Here is a 16,771-nt window from a genome sequence, read left to right on the forward strand (position 1 = left end):
CGTGCGACGCTGCCGTTGCGGTCGGCTTGACATCGGTCGTAATCTCATCGGTATTGCGAGGGCTTGCAATCCAGAGGAGAGCTCATGGGCCGAATTTCCCGAGCCGCCGCTGTGCTTGGCATTTGTCTTGTCGCCGCATCCTGCGGCACCAGCCGGAACTTGGTGCGGGGCAGTCGGACACTGCCGCGCGGATGTTCGCTGAGGCGCGCGCCGAAGGACCTCGGCGGACGCTGTCGGCCGCTGCGGCGGAAAGCCGGTTCCAACGGGTTGCCGCGCGGATCCAGCCGACCGGTCGCAGATATTGTGAAAGCCTGGCCGGTGAGCGCAGCAATCTGAATTGCAACGTCATGTTGCAGATTGATCGCGAGATGAAGCAGCGCAACGCCTATTTCACCTATGACGGCAAAGAGCCGGTGATCCGTATTTCGATGCCGATGCTACAGGACAGTGCCAGTGACGACGAGGTGGGGTTCATCCTCGGGCACGAATATGGCCACCTTATCGGGCGGCATATTCAGAAGCAGCAACAACAGGCGTTGGCCGGGGCGCTGCTCCTCGGGGTGATCACGGCGGCGGCGACGGTGAATTCGGCCTCCTACAATCCGAATACCGTGAGCCAGAGCATGGATGTCGGGGCGGCTGCCAGTGCGATGGCCTATTCCCAGACCTATGAGCTGGAGAGCGACACGCTGGGAACGCGGATCGCCCGTGCGGCGGGCTATGATCCGGTCAAGGGGGCGAAATTCTTCGCGCGGGCCGAGGCTGCACGGACCTCTGCCGGCAATTTGTCGTTCTGGGGTACCCATCCGCCCGACGCGAAGCGGCTGGCGACCGTGCTCGCGACGATGCAGCAGATCGACGCCAAAATCGGCTTGCAGAAAGCGCAGTAGAAAACGTCGGCACCGCGCCGCTTTGTTGCCACTGGGGGGCAGGCGCATTTACCGTCCCGTTGCCGGGCGTTAGATCAGTGTCATGCAGAATCTCGCAATCCTTCTGGCCACCGTCGCCCTTCTGGGCATCCTGATACTGCCCCGGGTATCCGAGGCGCGGCTCTGGCGCGCAACCGTCACGCCCTTGGCCTCGATCATCGGCAGCGGGTTTCTGGTTCTGGGGCCGATCCTGGATGACGCCTACGGGCGTTATGCGCCGCTTGCGATGGTGGCGCTCTGCATCGGGGCCTGGGCTTTCGGGGCGGCGGTGCGGTTCAATATCGCCGCGATCGAACACTCCAAGGGCCAGCGCAGTCTGGCCGAGGAGCGGATCGAACGGCTTGCCTCCTGGGCGCTGGCTTTCGCCTATGTGATTTCGGTGTCCTATTACCTGAACCTCTTCGGCGCCTTCGCGGTCAGCCTGACCCCGCTCAGAGGGGCGGAACATGCCAGAGAGGTGACGACAGCGGTTTTCCTGGTGGTGCTGATCGCCGGCTGGGGCCGGGGATTTGGCGCGTTGGAGCGGATGGAGCAAGTCGCGGTCAGCCTGAAGCTGGCTATCATCCTGGGGCTTCTGGTGGGGCTGGCGCAATATGTTGCGCATCATGCCGCGGCGGGCGATCTGGTGCTGAACAAGCCGGGGTTGAGCGGTTGGCCGGCGGTGACGCTGGCCTTCGGGCTGATCGTCACCGTGCAGGGGTTCGAGACCACCCGCTATCTGGGCGAGACCTATGATGCGCGGATGCGGATCCGGGCGATGCGGCTGGCGCAGGGGTTGGCGACGCTGATCTACATGATCTATATCTGCCTGCTGGCCTTCGATTTTCCTGCCGACAAGGTGGCGCTCTCGGAAACCGCGATCATCGACCTGATGCAACTGGTGGCGCCGATCCTGCCGGCGCTTCTGGTCGCCGCGGCGCTTGCCGCGCAGTTCAGCGCCGCGGTGGCCGATACCGCCGGGTCCGGCGGGCTGGTGGCGGAACTGACCGGCGGAAGGATCAGTTCACGCCAGTCCTATGCGCTGTTGGTGGCAATCGGCATCCTGCTGACCTGGAGCGCCGATGTCTTCCAGATCATCTCCTATGCCTCGCGCGCCTTCGCGGCCTATTATGCGCTGCAGGCGGCGATCGCGGCGCTGGCGGCGCGGGGCCGGCCGGGGGCCACTTGGCGGGTGCCGGTCTTTTCCGTCCTGACCCTGCTGGGGCTGGCCATCGTGATCTTCGGCACCCCGGTGGAATAGGACGGATTGTCGGGCCGCTTGTCGCGGGACATGAAAAATCCCGCCGGCAGTGCCAGCGGGATGATGAATGGCCGGGGATGTGTCCCGCGATCAGACCTTGAGGTTCGGGATGATCTGCTTCTTGCGGCTCATGATGCCGGGCAGGACCACGGTGTCGCCCTCGACGGTGGCGCCAAAGCTCTTCTCGGCGACGGTCTTGACCAGATCGTTCGGCACCAGCAGCGTGGCTTCTTCATTCAGGATGTCGATGACGAACAGCAGGACCTGATCGGCGCCGTCTTCCTTGGCGACGTCCACCATCGAGTTCATCAGGCTGTCCTTGCGGTCCAGCACGATCTTCGGCGCGGTGGTTTCCAGCACGGAGACGCGGAATTCAGTGCCGTCGATGTTGTATTCCTTCGAATCCATCCGCAGCAGCTCGGCGTCGGAGAAGGCGGAGACGTCGGATTTCGCCTCGAACAGCTCTGCGGCATAGGACGGGATGTCGATGCCCAGTTCGGTCGCCAGTTTCTGCGCCACGGCCTTGTCGTGATCGGTGGTGGTGGGGCTGCGGAATTCCAGCGTGTCGGACAGGATGCAGGACAGCGCCGCGCCCTTGATCGCCTCGGGCATCTTGTCGGCGTCATCGCCCATCAGGTCGATCAGGATGGTTGCGGTGCAGGCCAGCGGACGCACGGTGATGTCGATCGGACCCTTGGTTTCGATCCCGCCGACCAGCTTGTGGTGGTCGATGATGGCGCGGATATCGGCGGCATTGATGTCGGCCGGCAGCTCAGCCGGGTTGTTGGTGTCGACGATCACCACCGGCGCGCCGGCCTCGACGGCCGAAATGATTTCCGGTTTGTCCAGGTTCCAGCGCTTCAGCACGAAGGCGGCTTCGGTGTTGGGCTCACCCAGCAGCTTCGGCGCGGCGGCTTCGCCTTTGATCTCGTTCAGATACCAGGCCCAGACGATGGGCGAGCCGGTGGAATCTGTATCAGGGGATTTGTGGCCAAAGACTTGAATGGTCATAACGGAGTCCTGTTCAACGATGGAATTTTGCGCGCCTTATAGGCGTGACGGCTGCTCTTGTCACGGGGCCTGTCTCTGTCACAAGGGCGCAAGGGACATGCGGGCGATATTCCGCGGCGGGGCGGGACGAAAGGAGGCCGTTTGATGCGAGAGGAAGACCTTTATCCGCCCGTCAAGGCGTTACTGGAACGCCAGGGCTATGAGGTGAAGGGCGAGATCGGCGCTGCCGATGTCGTGGCCCGGCGCGGCGAGGAGCCCTTGGTGATCGTCGAACTGAAGCTGCGCTTCTCGCTGGGTCTCTATCATCAGGCGGTGGCGCGGCAGGCAATCAGCGATCTGATCTATCTGGCGGTGCCGCGTCCGGCGGGAAAGACCGCGCGGCGGGCGCTAAAGGACAATCTGGCGATGTGCCGCCGGCTGGGACTGGGGCTGATCTTGGTGCGCCTGAACGGCAAGGGCGACGCGCTGGCCGAGGTCCTGTGCGATCCCGGGCCTTATGCGCCGCGCAAGTCGAAGACAAAGCAGGCGCGGCTGCTGCGTGAATTCGACCGGCTTGTGGGTGACCCCAACAGGGGTGGCAGCACCCGCGGCGGCATCGTGACTGGATATCGCCAGGACGCGCTGCGCTGTGCGGCCTATCTGTCGGGGCGCGATCAGGCGCGTGGGGCCGAGGTGGCGCGCGAGACCGGGGTGATCCATGCGACGCGGCTGATGCGGGACAATCATTATAGCTGGTTCGACCGGCTGGGCACGGGGGTCTATGCCCTGACCGAAGCCGGGCGCCACGGGTTGGCACATTGGGGCGGCGGTTGACAGGGCAGGGCGGGGGCGGCACCGTGCCGGGGCTGTCCTGCCCTGGTTCTCCAAGATGATTTCGCACCCGCTCAAGACGCTTTTCGTCCATATCCCCAAGACTGGCGGGCAGAGCATCGAATCGGTTTTCCTGAAAGATGCAGGCCTCTCCTGGGCCGAGCGCGGGCAGCTTTGTCTGGGGCGGAACCGTGATCCGGCGCGGGGGCCGACGCGGCTGGCACATCTTTATGCGGACGAATATGTTCGCTGCGGCCATATTTCCGGCGCGGCGTTTGATGCCTATCTGAAATTCGCCATCGTCCGGCATCCCTATGAGCGGGTGCTTTCCGAATACCGTTATCGTGCGGCGGCGCGGCGCAAACGGGGCGATCCGCCGGTGTCCTTCGATGCGTTCATCCGCTTGCGGCCAGAGGACGAGCGGCTTGATCTGGCGCGTCATCTGGTGCCGCAAAACCGCTATGTCAGCGATGCCGGCGGGCGCCTTCTGGTCGATAGGGTGCTGCATCTGGAGCGTCTGGAGGAGGAGGTCGCGCCGCTTTTTCAGAAGATTTTTCGCCGCATGGTGCAGTTGCCGCATCAAAACGCCTCTGCCGCCGGGGATGGGCCGCGCCGCGCCGATCTGAGTACGGATCAGAAGCGATACCTGCAGGAGCGCTATGCCGAGGATTTTGCCGCTTTCGGCTATGAGGGCTGAGCAAAAAAAACTGACGGGAGAATCGCAAGAGAACGGTTGACAGGTCTGGCGGCTCTGCCTAGCTAACTGCCGTTATCACTCGCTTGGTGTGAGTGATAATGCTCCCCCGGAGGAGGGGGAGGGATGAATGAAAACGAACTTTGAGCCTCAAGGAGCTGCAAAGATGGCATTCAAACCGCTTCATGACCGTGTGCTGGTCAAGCGCGTCGAAAGCGAAGAGAAAACCGCCGGTGGGCTGATCATCCCTGACAGCGCGAAAGAAAAGCCGAGCGAAGGCGAAGTCATCGCCTGCGGTGAAGGCGCACGCAAAGACAGCGGCGAGCTGATCCCGATGGCCGTCAAAGCCGGGGACAAGGTCCTGTTCGGCAAATGGTCGGGCACCGAGGTCACCGTCGAAGGTCAGGAACTGCTGATCATGAAGGAAAGCGACATCATGGGCATCATCGAGTAAGCGCCAGGCGCTTCTCTGATCCCAAGACACGCTGACTTCACGCAAAAATTCTCAAGGAGAAACTGACATGTCTGCTAAGGACGTCAAATTCAACACCGAGGCCCGCAACAAGATGCTCAAGGGTGTGAACATCCTGGCTGATGCGGTGAAAGTGACCCTGGGCCCCAAAGGCCGCAACGTGGTCCTGGAAAAATCCTTCGGCGCCCCCCGGATCACCAAGGATGGTGTCTCGGTTGCCAAGGAAATCGAACTGGAAGACAAGTTCGAGAACATGGGCGCGCAAATGGTGAAAGAAGTCGCCTCGCGCACCAATGACGAGGCCGGCGACGGCACCACCACCGCGACCGTTCTGGCCCAGGCCATCGTGCGCGAAGGTCTGAAATCGGTTGCCGCCGGCATGAACCCGATGGACCTGAAGCGCGGCATCGACCTGGCAACCGCCAAGGTCGTCGAAGCCATCAAGGCTGCAGCCCGTCCGGTGAACGACAGCAACGAAGTTGCACAAGTCGGCACCATTTCGGCCAACGGCGAAGCCGAAATCGGCCGTCAGATCGCTGACGCGATGCAAAAGGTCGGCAACGAGGGTGTGATCACCGTCGAAGAAAACAAAGGCCTGGAAACCGAGACCGACGTGGTCGAGGGGATGCAGTTCGACCGTGGCTACCTGTCGCCCTACTTCGTGACCAACGCTGACAAGATGATTGCGGATCTGGAAGACTGCATGATCCTGCTGCACGAGAAGAAACTCTCGTCGCTGCAGCCGATGGTGCCGCTGCTCGAGCAAGTGATCCAGTCGCAAAAACCGCTGCTGATCATCGCCGAGGACGTCGAAGGCGAAGCGCTGGCGACCCTGGTTGTCAACAAACTGCGTGGCGGCCTGAAGATCGCTGCGGTCAAGGCTCCGGGCTTCGGCGATCGCCGCAAGGCCATGCTGCAGGACATCGCCATCCTGACCGGCGGTCAGGTGATCAGCGAAGATCTGGGCATGAAGCTCGAGTCCGTCACCATGGACATGCTGGGCACCGCCAAGAAAGTCACCATCACCAAAGATGAGACCACCGTGGTCGACGGTGCTGGCGACAAGGCCGAGATCGAAGCCCGCGTGGCCCAGATCCGCACCCAGATCGAAGAAACCACCAGCGACTACGACCGTGAAAAGCTGCAAGAGCGTGTTGCGAAACTCGCCGGCGGTGTGGCCGTTATCCGCGTTGGCGGCATGACCGAAGTCGAAGTGAAAGAGCGTAAGGACCGCGTCGACGACGCCCTGAACGCAACCCGCGCTGCCGTGCAAGAAGGCATCGTAGTCGGCGGCGGTGTCGCCCTGGTGCAAGGCGCCAAGGCTCTGGTGGGTCTGGAAGGCGAAAACAGCGACCAGAACGCCGGCATCAACATCGTCCGCAAGGCGCTGGAAGCTCCGCTGCGTCAGATCGCTGAAAACGCTGGTGTCGATGGTTCGGTCGTGGCCGGCAAGGTGCGCGAATCCGACGACCTGAAATTCGGCTACAACGCGCAGTCGGACGAATATGGTGACATGTTCGCCTTCGGCGTGATCGACCCGGCCAAGGTGACCCGGACCGCTCTGGAAGATGCGGCCTCGATCGCCGGTCTGCTGATCACCACCGAAGCCATGGTTGCCGACAAGCCCGCCAAGGAAGGCGCGGCCGCAGGCGGCATGCCCGACATGGGCGGCATGGGCGGCATGGGCGGCATGATGTAAGACGCCGACTTCGCTGCGGCGAAGTCTGGCCGGGGGCCAAGCGGCCCCCACATCAGACCCAAGGCTTTTGCAAAGGCGTCCTCCGGGGCGCCTTTGTTTCGTTGGGCGGGTCCCCTCTAGGCACAGTTCCATCCGCGCTGTAGCATTCGGGAAATCAATCCCGGCGTGTGGAGAGTGGAAATGCGGTTTCTCTTTGGGCTGATGATCACGTCCCTTCTGGCAACGGTCGCCGTCGCCGAAGAGGATGACGGCTGGTTCTCGATCGGCTCCGACATCTTTCGTGCCAGCCAGAGTGTCAGCGTGGATGCCGCGGGACTATCGGATCTCTTCCTCGCGGGGGAGACGGTAGTATCGACGGCCGATATCGTCGGCACGGCCCATGTTGCCGGTCGCTTTCTGACGCTCTCGGGCCGGATCGGTGGCAATGCCTATGCCATGGGCCAGAAAGTGGCCCTGACCGGGCCGGTGGCGGGCAATGTCACGCTCCTCGGGCAGGAGGTCACGGTGGAGGCGCCGGTGATGGGAAACCTGCGCGCCACCGCCTCGGAACTGGCGGTGACGGGGGATATCGGCGGCTATGCGCTGCTTGTCGGTGAGAAGGTCGCGCTTGACGGACCGGTCGACGGAGATGTGACCCTGACTGCGCGCGAGGTCGATTTCGGCACCAAGGCGCGGATCGGTGGCAAGCTGATCCTCTACGAAAGCTCTCCGGGCAGTGTGACGGTGCCGGCGGCGGTGGTGCCTGCCGAGCGGGTCGAGCGGCATCTTTCCGACGGCTGGGATCAGGATCGCGGCTATGGGATGCGTATCTTTTCCTGGCGCGCCGCGCTGGGGGGCTTTGTGGCGGGCGTTCTGGTGATTGCGGGGATTGCGGCGCTGATCGCATTGCTCGCCCCCGAGATGCTGGCGGCGATGCGGCGGCGCATTCTCGACCGGCCCGGGCGGACGCTGGGCCTGGGCTTTGTTTCCCTGTCGGCGATCTGCGGTGCCGGGCTGGTGGTGGCGCTGACCGGCATCGGCATCCTGCTGACCCCGGCTTTCTTGGTTCTGGCCTTGCTGGCCGGGTTCTTCGGCTATGTCATCGGCGCCTATGCCCTGGGGGTAGCGGTGCTGCGCGCCGCCGGACGGCATCTGCCCGAGGCGATTGGCGACCGGGCGCTGGCGGCCGGGGTCGGCGCCACGCTTGCCGGGGTGATCGCGATGGTGCCCTTGCTGGGTTGGCTCTTCGTATTGGCTCTGGTGTTGACCGGTCTGGGGGCGCTGGCTGCCCGATTGCTGCCCGATCACCTCTCTGGCACACCGCGATACTGAGGACGGCGGATGCCGTTTCTTGTCGCGCTGACCATGATTGCCTTCGCGGCGAATTCGCTGCTGACCCGGTGGGCGGTGGAGAGCGGCGCGATTTCGCCAGTGGGCTTTGCCGCGATCCGGGTGGCGGCGGCGGCGGCGATACTGGTGCCCTTGGCCTGGTTGCGCGGGTACCATCTGCCGCTGACGCAGCGGTACCGCTGGATCGGAGTTCTGTCGCTGGCGGCCTATATGATCGGGTTTTCACTGGCTTACCGCACGCTTGACGCCGGGGTCGGGGCGCTGGTCCTGTTCGGTGTGGTGCAGATTGCCATCTTTGCGGGGGCGGCGCTGATCGGGGCGCCACTGGGGATGCGCCAGATGCTGGGGGCGGTGGTGGCTTTTGGCGGGTTGTTGTGGGTTCTGTGGCCGGCGGGCGGCGCCGGGGTGTCGCTGGCCGGTGCGGCGGCGATGATCGTGGCAGGGCTCGGCTGGGGGGTCTACACATTGGCCGGTCGCGCCGAGGCTCAGCCGCTGGCCGGAACTGCGGCGAATTTCCTGTTGGCGCTGCCGCTTTGCCTGCTGCCGTTGGCACTGGGGCTGGGCGGGGCGTCGCTGGCGCCACTGGGTATCGTGCTGGCAGTGATCTCGGGCGCGGTGACCTCGGGGTTGGGCTATGCGCTCTGGTATGCGCTGCTGCCGCGGCTGGCGGCAAGCACGGCGGCGACGGTTCAGCTTTCGGTGCCTGTGATCGCGCTGATCGCGGGCGCCGCCCTGTTGGGCGAGGTGCCGGGGTTGCGGTTGCTGCTGGGCGCCTCGGTGGTGCTGGGCGGTATCGCGCTGGGGCTGCCGCGCCAGGCCCGGCAACGGCCCTGAGCGGGCTTTCCCGGCGCGGGAAAACCGCTTATCTGCCGGGTATGAGCGTTGCATTCCTCTTCCGATGGGCGGCCCTGCGAGGCGGAGCATGATTGAATTCGATCTGGTCGGGGCAAAGGTCTTGCTGCCGGAAGGTGAGCCGGTGCCGGCGCGGCTGTCCGTCTCCGGCGGGCGGATCGTCACCGCGCCGGTGGGGCGGCCGGTCGATCTGTCGGGCTGTCTGATCCTGCCGGGGATCGTCGATCTGCATGGAGACGGGTTCGAACGTCACGTGGCGCCAAGGCGCGGAGCGATGACCGACCCGGAAGAGGGGATCGTCACCGCGGCCTCGGAACTGGCGGTCAATGGCATCACCACCGGGGTCCTGGCGCAATTCTATAGCTGGGAGGGCGGTCTGCGCGGCCCGGAGTTCGCGGCCCGGGTATTCGGGGCCATTGCCGCGGCCCGGCCCCGGGTGGTGCCGGATCTGATCCCGCAGCTACGATTCGAGATCGCGATGCTCGACGATTACGGCACCTTGCCGGCAAAGCTGGCGGCCTGGGAAATTCCCTATGTCGTCTTCAACGATCATCTGGCGCATGACCGGCTGGCCGCCGGGCGCAAACCGCCCCGGCTGACCGGACAGGCGTTGAAGGCGGGCTGCAATCCCGAGGTCTATTTCCAGCGCATGCTGGCGCTGGAGGCGCGTATGCCGGAGGTGTCGGCAGCCCTTGACGGCCTGTGCGCAACCCTGGCCGGGCAGGGGGTGCGAATGGGCAGCCATGATGATCGTACGCAGCGCGGGCGGGAAGAATGGCGCGGGCGCGGTGTGCGGATTGCCGAATTCCCCGAAACGCTGGTGGCGGCCGAAGCCGCGCGGGCCGGGGGCGACGCGGTGGTCATGGGGGCGCCGAACGTGATGCGCGGCGGTTCGCACAACGGCAATGTCTCGGCCCGCGATCTGGTCACTGCGGGGCTCTGTGATGCGCTGGCCTCGGATTATCATTACCCCTCGCTGTGCCGCGCTGCGCTGAGCCTTGCGCGGGAGATCGGGATGGCGGCGGCCTGGCGGCTGGTCTCTTCCGGACCTGCGGAGCTGCTGGGGTTGACGGATCGCGGCAGGCTGACGCCGGGGCGGCGCGCCGACATATTGGTGCTGGAGCAGGCGACGGGGAGGATCGTCGCGGTTTTCGCTGCTGGCCGGGTGGCACATCTGAACGGCGATCTGGCCGGGCGTTTCCTGATGGCCTGAGGCCGACCGCAGGGCCCGGTTCTGCGGGCCGGGCGCCGGAGACCTGTGTCGGAGCCTCCGGCGGGGATATTTTAGCCAGAAAAAGGCGCGGGTCAGGAGAAGAGGGCGGCCCGGATCAGCGCGGCGCGCGGATCACCCGGTTGACATGGCCCATCTTGCGGCCCGGCTTGACTTCGGACTTGCCATAGAGATGCAGTGCCGTGTCGGGCTGGCGGGCCAGATCGGGCACCCGGTCCATGTCGTCGCCGATCAGGTTCTCCATCACCACATCGGCATGGCGCTGCCCGTCGGCCAACGGCCAGCCGGTCACGGCGCGGATGTGTTGTTCGAACTGGTCGACGGCGCAGCCGTTCTGGGTCCAGTGACCCGAATTGTGGACGCGCGGCGCGATCTCGTTGACCAGGAGGCCTTGGGGGGTCACGAAAAGCTCCACCCCCATGACGCCAACGTAATCCAGCGCATTGAGGATCTTGGCGGCCAGCAGCACGGCGTCCATCCGCTGTGCTTCGCTCAGCCGTGCCGGCACGGTGGTGCGGCGCAGGATGCCAGCCTCATGCATGTTTTCGCCGGGATCGAAACAGGCGATGTCGCCCGAGAGGCCGCGGGCGGCGATGACCGAGATTTCATGGCTGAAGGTCACGAAGCCTTCGAGGATCGAAGGGGCGCCGGCCATATCGGCAAGCGCCTGGGGGGCGTCCTCGGCAGACATGATGCGGGCCTGGCCCTTGCCGTCATAGCCGAAGCGGCGGGTCTTGAGGATCGCCGGGGCGCCGATTTCTTCCAGCGCTTCGGCCAGGTCGATGTCGTCGTCGACGGCGGCGAAGGGGGCGGTGCGGAGACCCAGGTCGGTGAGAAAGGCCTTTTCGGTCAGCCGGTCCTGGCTGACCTTCAGCGCCTTGCGATTGGGCCGGATCGGGCGCAGCGGTTCGAGAATGTCGAGCGCTTCGGCCGGGATATTTTCGAATTCATAAGTGATGACATCGACGGTTTCGGCAAAGGCGCGCAGTGCCTCGACGTCGTCATAGCCGGCCGTGGTTACCCGTGCAGCCACCTGGCCGGCGGGCGGGTTGGCGCCGGGTTCGTAGATATGGGTGCTGAAGCCCAGTCGGCTGGCGGCGACCGAAAGCATGCGGCCCAGCTGGCCGCCGCCGAGAATGCCGATCACGGCGCCGGGGGCGAGAGGGGCATCAGTCATCGACGGGTTCCTCCGGGATCGAGGCAGAAAGCGCAGTGCGCCAGTCGTCCAGCCGCTTTGCCAGCGCCGGGTCCTGCAGTGCCAGGATAGCCGCAGCCATCAGCCCGGCATTGGCGCCTCCGGCGGCGCCGATCGCCATGGTGGCCACCGGGAACCCCTTGGGCATCTGCACGATGGAATAAAGCGAATCGACACCCGACAACGTGCGCGTCTGGATCGGGACGCCAATCACCGGCACCCGGGTTTTCGACGCCATCATGCCGGGCAGATGCGCGGCCCCGCCGGCGCCCGCGATAATCACCTGCAGCCCGCGCGCCACGGCGCTTTTGCCGTAGTCCCACAGCCGGTCCGGTGTGCGGTGGGCCGAGACGATCCTGGCCTCATAGGGGATTTCGAGGGTGTCGAGGATTTCCGCGGCGAGTTTCATGGTGGGCCAGTCGGACTGGCTGCCCATGATGATACCGACGGGCGGGTTGGCGGGATTGTTCATAAGCTGAGCGCCCCAAGCTGTGCCGTAAGCGGCGGAGGAGCGCGCACTATAGCCAAATCGGTCCTGCAGGCAATGTGTCTTGCCGGCCACTGTGGCCGGAGGTCCGCAAAGGCCCGCAGAGGCGTGATCAGGCGATGATATCGGGGGTCAGCCGGTCCTCGATCAGCGCGATCATGTCCTTGAGCCGCAGCTTCTGCTTTTTCAGGCGCTGCACGGTAAGCTGGTCGGCGGTGCCACGGTCGACAAGGGCGATGATCGCCTCATCCAGGTCGCGGTGCTGGCGGCGAAACACCTCGAGTTCGACCCGCAGAACCTCATCTGTTTTCATGGAGATATCGCTGCGGGCGTTCATGGCGACTCACGTGGCTGGGAAAGTGATTGTCAAAAAACACAATACGATGCCCGGCGGTTTTCGCCTAGCCCTTGTTAATGATCGGCATTCTGCCCATATTCAATACAGTAGCGGCCGCCGGAACGGGACCGCATGCTCCGTCGCTTTGGTAAAAGGACGAAAGACGTGTCGAAACTTACCTTGGGATCCTACCCGCATCTGCTGGGGTTCGAGCAGCTTGAACAATTGCTGCAACGCTCGGCCAAGTCGGGAAATGAGGGATACCCGCCGTATAACATCGAACAGACTTCCGATTACTCCTATCGCATCACTCTGGCAGTGGCCGGGTTTGGCGAGGATGATCTGTCCATCACGGTCGAGGATCGCCAATTGGTGATCCGCGGCCGCCAGAGAGATGACAGCGATGGGCGCGTGTTCCTTCATCGTGGTATCGCCAGCCGTCAGTTCCAGCGCATGTTCGTGCTGGCCGATGGGGTCGAAGTGGGCGAAGCCGTCATGGAGAACGGTCTGCTGCATGTGGACCTGACCCGTGCTCTCCCGGAAACCGTGGTGCAGACCATCAACATCAGAAAGGGGTAATGCACATGAACACGCCTTTTGATTTCAACCAGGACGCCCGCCGGATCGTTTACGTGAAGGCGGTGGATGTCGCCGATCTGCCGGCCGAGGTTCAGGCCGGGGCGCAGGGGCTGGATCACCTCTATGCGGTGCACGATGCCCAGGGCCAGCAACTGGCGCTGGTGGCCGATCGGCGGATGGCCTTCATTCTGGCCCGTCAGAACGATCTCGAACCGGTCACCGTGCATTGAGCCGCTTCGCCTTCGACTGGGTGGATGCCTTCACCGACCGTGCCTTTGGCGGCAACGGATGTGTCGTTGCCCACCAGGCCGATGGTCTGAGCGTCGCGGAGCGGCTGGCGCTGGTCCGCGAGACATCGCTTTCCGAATGCGCTTTCGTGGTGGCCTCGGAGATCGCTGACTTCGGTGCGCGCTATTACCTCGCCGACAAGGAAATCCTGATGGCGGGCCACCCGACGGTGGCGACTGTGGTGTCGCTGGTCGATCGCGGGCTGGTGACGTTGGAGGATGGCCGGACCGAGTTCACGCTGGAGGTCGGCGCCGGGGTTCTGCCGATTACCGTCACGCGGCACGACGGCAAGCTGAACGTCGTCATGACCCAGGCTGCGCCGCAGTTCGGCCTGGCCTTCGATCCGGCTGAAATCGCGGCGATGATGTCGCTGGCGCCTGAGGATATCCTGGGCACCCCGCAGGTGGTCTCTACCGGGTCGCCCTTCTGCATCACCGTGCTCGAGAACAAGGATGCGCTGCGGCGGGCCCGGCTCGATACCGATCTGTTTTATGCGATGAACCCGCCAGGCACCCCCCGGGCCGAGGTGGTCGAACCCTTTCTGGTTACCCTGGGCGGCGAGACCGAGGCGGGGGATACCTTTTCGCGCCTGCTGCTGCCGCCGCCGATGCCGGCGGAGGATCCCTTTACCGGCTCGGCCACGGGATGTATGGCCGGTTACCTGTGGCATCACAATCTGATCGACAGGTCACGCTTCCGCGCCGAGCAGGGGCATTGGATGGGCCGCCCCGGTCTGGCCGAGGTCGAGGTTCTGGGGCCGCGATCCGCGCCCACCGGCGTCAAGGTCGGCGGTCAGGGCTATGTGTTGATGCGCGGAGAGCTGGAGCTGCCGGCGGCCTGATCCGGGCCGTCGCAAGAAAGACAGGACTGCCCGATGACCGAGCCCGCAATCGCCATCCTGCCCTACGGGCGTCGTCTGGGGCCGGCGCTGTCGGCCCTGCCGGTTACCGATCTGATCTGGCCTCTTGGCTGTCCGGATCGGTTGAAGGGCGGCACCGTCGGCGATCTGGGGCCACAGGATCATCTGCTGGTCTATCCCCGCACCGACATCCATTTCCGCCTGCGCCGCGGCACCAAGGCACGGATTTCGCTGATCATGGCGGAACCCGAGGTGATCCATCGCAAGCACCTGCGCCTGCTGCGGCTGAGCTGGCGGCGATTCTATCGCATCCTCACCTTCAACGAGGGGCTGCTGAACGCGGTGCCCAACGCGGTGCTGTTCCCTCTGGGCACCACCTGGGTGCCGGAATGGCGCGATCTGCCGCTGGACAAGACCGCGATGTGTTCGCTGATCGCCTCGGCCAAGCGGGATTCCGAAGGCCACAAGCTGCGCCATGCGATGGTCGACTGGTCGCGCGTCAGCGGGCAGGACGTAACGGTTCTGGGGCGTGGCTATACCCCTTTCGAGGCCAAGGCCGAGGGGCTCGCCCCCTATCGTTATTCCATCGTCATCGAGAATGTGCAGGAGACCAACTATTTCTCGGAAAAACTGATGGACGCGGTGCTGTGCAATACGGTGCCGATCTATTGGGGCTGTCCCAATCTGGACCGCTTCATGAACCCCGAGGGCATCATCCAATGTCAAACCGAAGCCGATCTGCGCGCGGCGGTCGCCGCCATGTCGGTTGAGGATTTCGAGGCGCGCCTGCCGCAGCTTCGCCGTCTGCAGGGCGAGCTGGAGCAATATATCGACATCGACGTCCGCGCCGCCGAGGTCATTCGTCAGAGCCTTTGAGCCAGGTTTCGCGGCGAATGGTCCGCCGCCTTGCTTTTGCTGGGGCAAAGCTGTAAGTCCCCCGCCACACCGGTCGCAGCCTACCCGGTTATCAAAACAAGGACTGAAACGATGAAAACTGCTGTTGTCTGCTCTGGCGGACTTGATTCCGTGTCGCTGGCTCATGTGCTGGCGGCGGAAAACTCTCTCACACGACTGATCTCTTTCGACTATGGCCAGAGGCACCGGAAAGAGCTGGACTTCGCCGCCGCCTGTGCGGCGCGTCTCGGGGTGCCGCATCATGTGATCGACCTGCGGTCTGTCGGGGCGGCTCTGACCGGCTCGGCGCTGACCGACGGGCTGGATGTGCCCGATGGGCATTATGCGGAAGAGACCATGCGCATCACCGTGGTCCCGAACCGCAACGCCATCATGTTGACCATCGCCTTCGGCATTGCCGCGGCGCAGGGGGATGATGCGGTGGCCACCGCCGTGCATGGCGGCGATCACTTCATCTATCCCGATTGCCGCCCGGCCTTTACCGAGGCCTTCGACGCGATGCAGCGGGCGGCGCTCGACGGTTATGCCGATGTGCGCCTGTCGACCCCCTTCGTGCACCGCAGCAAGGCCGATATCGTCTCCGCCGGCGCCAAGGCCGGCACACCCTTTGAACAGACCTGGTCCTGTTACAAGGGCGGAGAGGTGCATTGCGGCCGATGCGGCACCTGTGTCGAGCGGCGCGAGGCCTTCGATCTCGCCGGGGTCGAAGACCCGACCACCTATGCCGATCCCGATTTCTGGCGTGCGGCCGTCGCCGCGCGGGGGGAGGCGTGATGTATCGGATCAGCAAGGAGTTCCACTTCTCCGCCTCGCATCAGCTTTCTCACCTCGCTCCCGATCACCAATGTGCCAGGCTGCATGGGCATAATTACATCGTGGTGGTCGAGCTGGCGGCGGCTGAGTTGAACGCGGACGGTTTCGTGCGTGATTATCACGAGCTGGCGCCGCTGAAGACCTATATCGACGATGCCTTCGATCATCGTCACCTGAATGATGTGTTGCCGATGGCCTCCACCGCCGAGAACATGGCACGGCATTTCTTCGACTGGTGCCGCGCGCGCTGGCCCGAGGTGGCGGCGGTCAAGGTTTCCGAGACGCCCAAGACCTGGGCCGAGTACCGGCCATGACCCTGCGGATATCCGAGATTTTCGGCCCCACCATCCAGGGCGAGGGGGCACTGATCGGCGTGCCCACGGTTTTCGTGCGGGCGGGGGGCTGCGATTACCGCTGTGTCTGGTGCGACAGCCTGCATGCGGTCGACAGCGCCTATCGAAGGGATTGGGCGCCGATGACGCCTGACGCGATCTGGGCCGAGGTGAAACGGCTGTCCTCCGGTCAGCCGCTGGTGGTCTCGATCTCCGGTGGCAATCCGGCGATCCAGGACTTCGGGCCGCTGATCGCGCTGGGGCGGGCCGAGGGCTATGGCTTTGCCTGCGAAACCCAAGGCTCGGTTGCGCGCGACTGGTTCGCCGATCTCGATACGCTGGTCCTGAGCCCCAAGCCGCCGTCGTCGTACCAGGTGGTCGATTGGGCCGCTTTTGACGCCTGTCTCGCGGCGGCGGGGCTGGGGCCGCAGGTGGGGATGAAGATCGTGATCTTCGACGAGGCGGATTATCTCTGGGCCCGCGAGGTGGCGGAGCGTTACCCCGACCTGCCGCTCTATCTGCAACCCGGCAACCCCGAGGTCGACCCGGATCGCCCGGTCGATCTGACTGCGGCGCTGGCCCGGCTGGAAGGGCTGATCGACCGGGTCACCGCCGATGGATGGTTCCGCCCGCGTGTGCTGCCGCAGCTTCACATGCTGGTCTGGGGCAACAAGCGCGGCGTTTGACGACAGTTCAGGA

Annotated in this window: 20 protein-coding genes; 16 read left to right on the forward strand and 4 right to left on the reverse strand. The window is 64.5% G+C overall.

The features are described 5' to 3' along the window. Positions 1-191: 191 nt before the first annotated feature. Together G455_RS24350 and G455_RS0115810 are read left to right on the forward strand one after the other, a co-directional pair. The gene (locus G455_RS24350) at positions 192-890 is read left to right on the forward strand and encodes a M48 family metalloprotease (RefSeq protein ID WP_154664406.1); all 699 of its coding nucleotides are present in this window, start codon (positions 192-194) and stop codon (positions 888-890) included. 82 nt (positions 891-972) lie between these two features. Next, a complete protein-coding gene (locus G455_RS0115810; RefSeq protein ID WP_028094588.1) occupies positions 973-2,169 on the forward strand; it encodes an APC family permease in 1,197 nt (398 codons plus the stop codon). A gap of 90 nt (positions 2,170-2,259) precedes the next feature. Here the strand turns inward: G455_RS0115810 and G455_RS0115815 are convergent, their stop codons facing one another. After that, a complete protein-coding gene (locus G455_RS0115815; protein ID WP_028094589.1) occupies positions 2,260-3,180 on the reverse strand; it encodes a manganese-dependent inorganic pyrophosphatase in 921 nt (306 codons plus the stop codon). 141 nt (positions 3,181-3,321) lie between these two features. On the opposite strand from G455_RS0115815, the gene G455_RS0115820 reads away from it, so the two are divergent. The 7 genes from G455_RS0115820 to G455_RS0115850 all read left to right on the forward strand — a co-directional run bounded on the left by G455_RS0115820 (position 3,322) and on the right by G455_RS0115850 (position 10,249). Continuing rightward, on the forward strand, positions 3,322-3,993 hold the full coding sequence (locus tag G455_RS0115820; RefSeq protein ID WP_028094590.1) for a DUF2161 domain-containing phosphodiesterase: 672 nt from the start codon (positions 3,322-3,324) through the stop codon (positions 3,991-3,993). A 55-nt stretch (positions 3,994-4,048) separates the two neighbouring features. Continuing rightward, on the forward strand, positions 4,049-4,687 hold the full coding sequence (locus G455_RS24355; RefSeq protein ID WP_051312565.1) for a sulfotransferase family 2 domain-containing protein: 639 nt from the start codon (positions 4,049-4,051) through the stop codon (positions 4,685-4,687). Between the two features lie 163 nt (positions 4,688-4,850). Beyond that, a complete protein-coding gene (gene groES / locus G455_RS0115830; protein WP_028094591.1) occupies positions 4,851-5,138 on the forward strand; it encodes a co-chaperone GroES in 288 nt (95 codons plus the stop codon). 67 nt (positions 5,139-5,205) lie between these two features. Continuing rightward, positions 5,206-6,855, forward strand: coding sequence for a chaperonin GroEL (gene groL, locus G455_RS0115835; RefSeq protein WP_028094592.1), 1,650 nt, complete (start codon positions 5,206-5,208; stop codon positions 6,853-6,855). A gap of 180 nt (positions 6,856-7,035) precedes the next feature. After that, positions 7,036-8,166, forward strand: a complete 1,131-nt coding sequence (locus G455_RS24360) for a hypothetical protein (RefSeq protein ID WP_051312566.1) — start codon at positions 7,036-7,038, stop codon at positions 8,164-8,166. Positions 8,167-8,175: 9 nt separating this feature from the next. Continuing rightward, positions 8,176-9,018: a DMT family transporter gene (locus G455_RS0115845; RefSeq protein WP_028094593.1), complete on the forward strand. Its 843-nt coding sequence runs from the start codon at positions 8,176-8,178 to the stop codon at positions 9,016-9,018. 88 nt (positions 9,019-9,106) lie between these two features. Continuing rightward, positions 9,107-10,249 (forward strand): alpha-D-ribose 1-methylphosphonate 5-triphosphate diphosphatase, encoded by a 1,143-nt coding sequence (locus G455_RS0115850; protein ID WP_035366891.1) that lies wholly within the window; start codon positions 9,107-9,109, stop codon positions 10,247-10,249. A gap of 115 nt (positions 10,250-10,364) precedes the next feature. Here G455_RS0115850 and G455_RS0115855 read toward each other — a convergent pair whose 3' ends face one another. The 3 genes from G455_RS0115855 to G455_RS0115865 all read right to left on the reverse strand — a co-directional run bounded on the left by G455_RS0115855 (position 10,365) and on the right by G455_RS0115865 (position 12,286). Further along, the gene (locus tag G455_RS0115855) at positions 10,365-11,444 is read right to left on the reverse strand and encodes a 5-(carboxyamino)imidazole ribonucleotide synthase (RefSeq protein WP_028094595.1); all 1,080 of its coding nucleotides are present in this window, start codon (positions 11,442-11,444) and stop codon (positions 10,365-10,367) included. Further along, positions 11,437-11,934 carry a 5-(carboxyamino)imidazole ribonucleotide mutase gene (gene purE, locus G455_RS0115860; protein ID WP_028094596.1) on the reverse strand — a complete coding sequence of 166 codons (498 nt, stop codon included), beginning with the start codon at positions 11,932-11,934 and terminating at the stop codon, positions 11,437-11,439. Before purE ends, G455_RS0115855 begins: the two co-directional genes overlap by 8 nt. A 127-nt stretch (positions 11,935-12,061) precedes the next feature. Further along, a complete protein-coding gene (locus G455_RS0115865; protein ID WP_028094597.1) occupies positions 12,062-12,286 on the reverse strand; it encodes a YdcH family protein in 225 nt (74 codons plus the stop codon). Between the two features lie 165 nt (positions 12,287-12,451). On the opposite strand from G455_RS0115865, the gene G455_RS0115870 reads away from it, so the two are divergent. From G455_RS0115870 to queE, 7 genes are all read left to right on the forward strand, one after another. Continuing rightward, on the forward strand, positions 12,452-12,865 hold the full coding sequence (locus G455_RS0115870) for an Hsp20 family protein (protein ID WP_028094598.1): 414 nt from the start codon (positions 12,452-12,454) through the stop codon (positions 12,863-12,865). A 5-nt stretch (positions 12,866-12,870) separates the two neighbouring features. Beyond that, a complete protein-coding gene (locus G455_RS0115875; protein WP_028094599.1) occupies positions 12,871-13,095 on the forward strand; it encodes a DUF1150 family protein in 225 nt (74 codons plus the stop codon). Then, positions 13,092-13,994, forward strand: a complete 903-nt coding sequence (locus G455_RS0115880) for a PhzF family phenazine biosynthesis protein (protein ID WP_028094600.1) — start codon at positions 13,092-13,094, stop codon at positions 13,992-13,994. The genes G455_RS0115875 and G455_RS0115880 overlap by 4 nt, the downstream gene beginning before the upstream one ends. A gap of 33 nt (positions 13,995-14,027) precedes the next feature. Beyond that, positions 14,028-14,888 (forward strand): glycosyltransferase family 10 domain-containing protein, encoded by an 861-nt coding sequence (locus G455_RS0115885; RefSeq protein ID WP_028094601.1) that lies wholly within the window; start codon positions 14,028-14,030, stop codon positions 14,886-14,888. 111 nt (positions 14,889-14,999) lie between these two features. Further along, positions 15,000-15,701, forward strand: a complete 702-nt coding sequence (gene queC, locus G455_RS0115890) for a 7-cyano-7-deazaguanine synthase QueC (RefSeq protein ID WP_028094602.1) — start codon at positions 15,000-15,002, stop codon at positions 15,699-15,701. Then, complete coding sequence (queD, locus tag G455_RS0115895) at positions 15,701-16,054, forward strand: 6-carboxytetrahydropterin synthase QueD (RefSeq protein WP_028094603.1); 354 nt, start codon at positions 15,701-15,703, stop codon at positions 16,052-16,054. The genes queC and queD overlap by 1 nt, the downstream gene beginning before the upstream one ends. Next, positions 16,051-16,758: a 7-carboxy-7-deazaguanine synthase QueE gene (gene queE, locus G455_RS0115900; RefSeq protein ID WP_028094604.1), complete on the forward strand. Its 708-nt coding sequence runs from the start codon at positions 16,051-16,053 to the stop codon at positions 16,756-16,758. Before queD ends, queE begins: the two co-directional genes overlap by 4 nt. Positions 16,759-16,771 lie beyond the last annotated feature (13 nt).

The organism is Pseudodonghicola xiamenensis DSM 18339 (genome assembly GCF_000429365.1).
Taxonomy (GTDB): domain Bacteria; phylum Pseudomonadota; class Alphaproteobacteria; order Rhodobacterales; family Rhodobacteraceae; genus Pseudodonghicola; species Pseudodonghicola xiamenensis.

What these genes read in the sequence shown, in the direction of transcription:
- G455_RS24350 (WP_154664406.1), top strand. Translation starts at nt 192, where the DNA reads ATGTTCGCTGAGGCGCGCGCCGAAGGACCTCGGCGGACGCTGTCGGCC.
- G455_RS0115810 (WP_028094588.1), top strand. Translation starts at nt 973, where the DNA reads ATGCAGAATCTCGCAATCCTTCTGGCCACCGTCGCCCTTCTGGGCATC.
- G455_RS0115815 (WP_028094589.1), bottom strand. Translation starts at nt 3,180, where the DNA reads ATGACCATTCAAGTCTTTGGCCACAAATCCCCTGATACAGATTCCACC.
- G455_RS24355 (WP_051312565.1), top strand. Translation starts at nt 4,049, where the DNA reads ATGATTTCGCACCCGCTCAAGACGCTTTTCGTCCATATCCCCAAGACT.
- groES (WP_028094591.1), top strand. Translation starts at nt 4,851, where the DNA reads ATGGCATTCAAACCGCTTCATGACCGTGTGCTGGTCAAGCGCGTCGAA.
- groL (WP_028094592.1), top strand. Translation starts at nt 5,206, where the DNA reads ATGTCTGCTAAGGACGTCAAATTCAACACCGAGGCCCGCAACAAGATG.
- G455_RS24360 (WP_051312566.1), top strand. Translation starts at nt 7,036, where the DNA reads ATGCGGTTTCTCTTTGGGCTGATGATCACGTCCCTTCTGGCAACGGTC.
- G455_RS0115845 (WP_028094593.1), top strand. Translation starts at nt 8,176, where the DNA reads ATGCCGTTTCTTGTCGCGCTGACCATGATTGCCTTCGCGGCGAATTCG.
- G455_RS0115850 (WP_035366891.1), top strand. Translation starts at nt 9,107, where the DNA reads ATGATTGAATTCGATCTGGTCGGGGCAAAGGTCTTGCTGCCGGAAGGT.
- G455_RS0115855 (WP_028094595.1), bottom strand. Translation starts at nt 11,444, where the DNA reads ATGACTGATGCCCCTCTCGCCCCCGGCGCCGTGATCGGCATTCTCGGC.
- purE (WP_028094596.1), bottom strand. Translation starts at nt 11,934, where the DNA reads ATGAACAATCCCGCCAACCCGCCCGTCGGTATCATCATGGGCAGCCAG.
- G455_RS0115865 (WP_028094597.1), bottom strand. Translation starts at nt 12,286, where the DNA reads ATGAACGCCCGCAGCGATATCTCCATGAAAACAGATGAGGTTCTGCGG.
- G455_RS0115875 (WP_028094599.1), top strand. Translation starts at nt 12,871, where the DNA reads ATGAACACGCCTTTTGATTTCAACCAGGACGCCCGCCGGATCGTTTAC.
- G455_RS0115885 (WP_028094601.1), top strand. Translation starts at nt 14,028, where the DNA reads ATGACCGAGCCCGCAATCGCCATCCTGCCCTACGGGCGTCGTCTGGGG.
- queC (WP_028094602.1), top strand. Translation starts at nt 15,000, where the DNA reads ATGAAAACTGCTGTTGTCTGCTCTGGCGGACTTGATTCCGTGTCGCTG.
- queD (WP_028094603.1), top strand. Translation starts at nt 15,701, where the DNA reads ATGTATCGGATCAGCAAGGAGTTCCACTTCTCCGCCTCGCATCAGCTT.
- queE (WP_028094604.1), top strand. Translation starts at nt 16,051, where the DNA reads ATGACCCTGCGGATATCCGAGATTTTCGGCCCCACCATCCAGGGCGAG.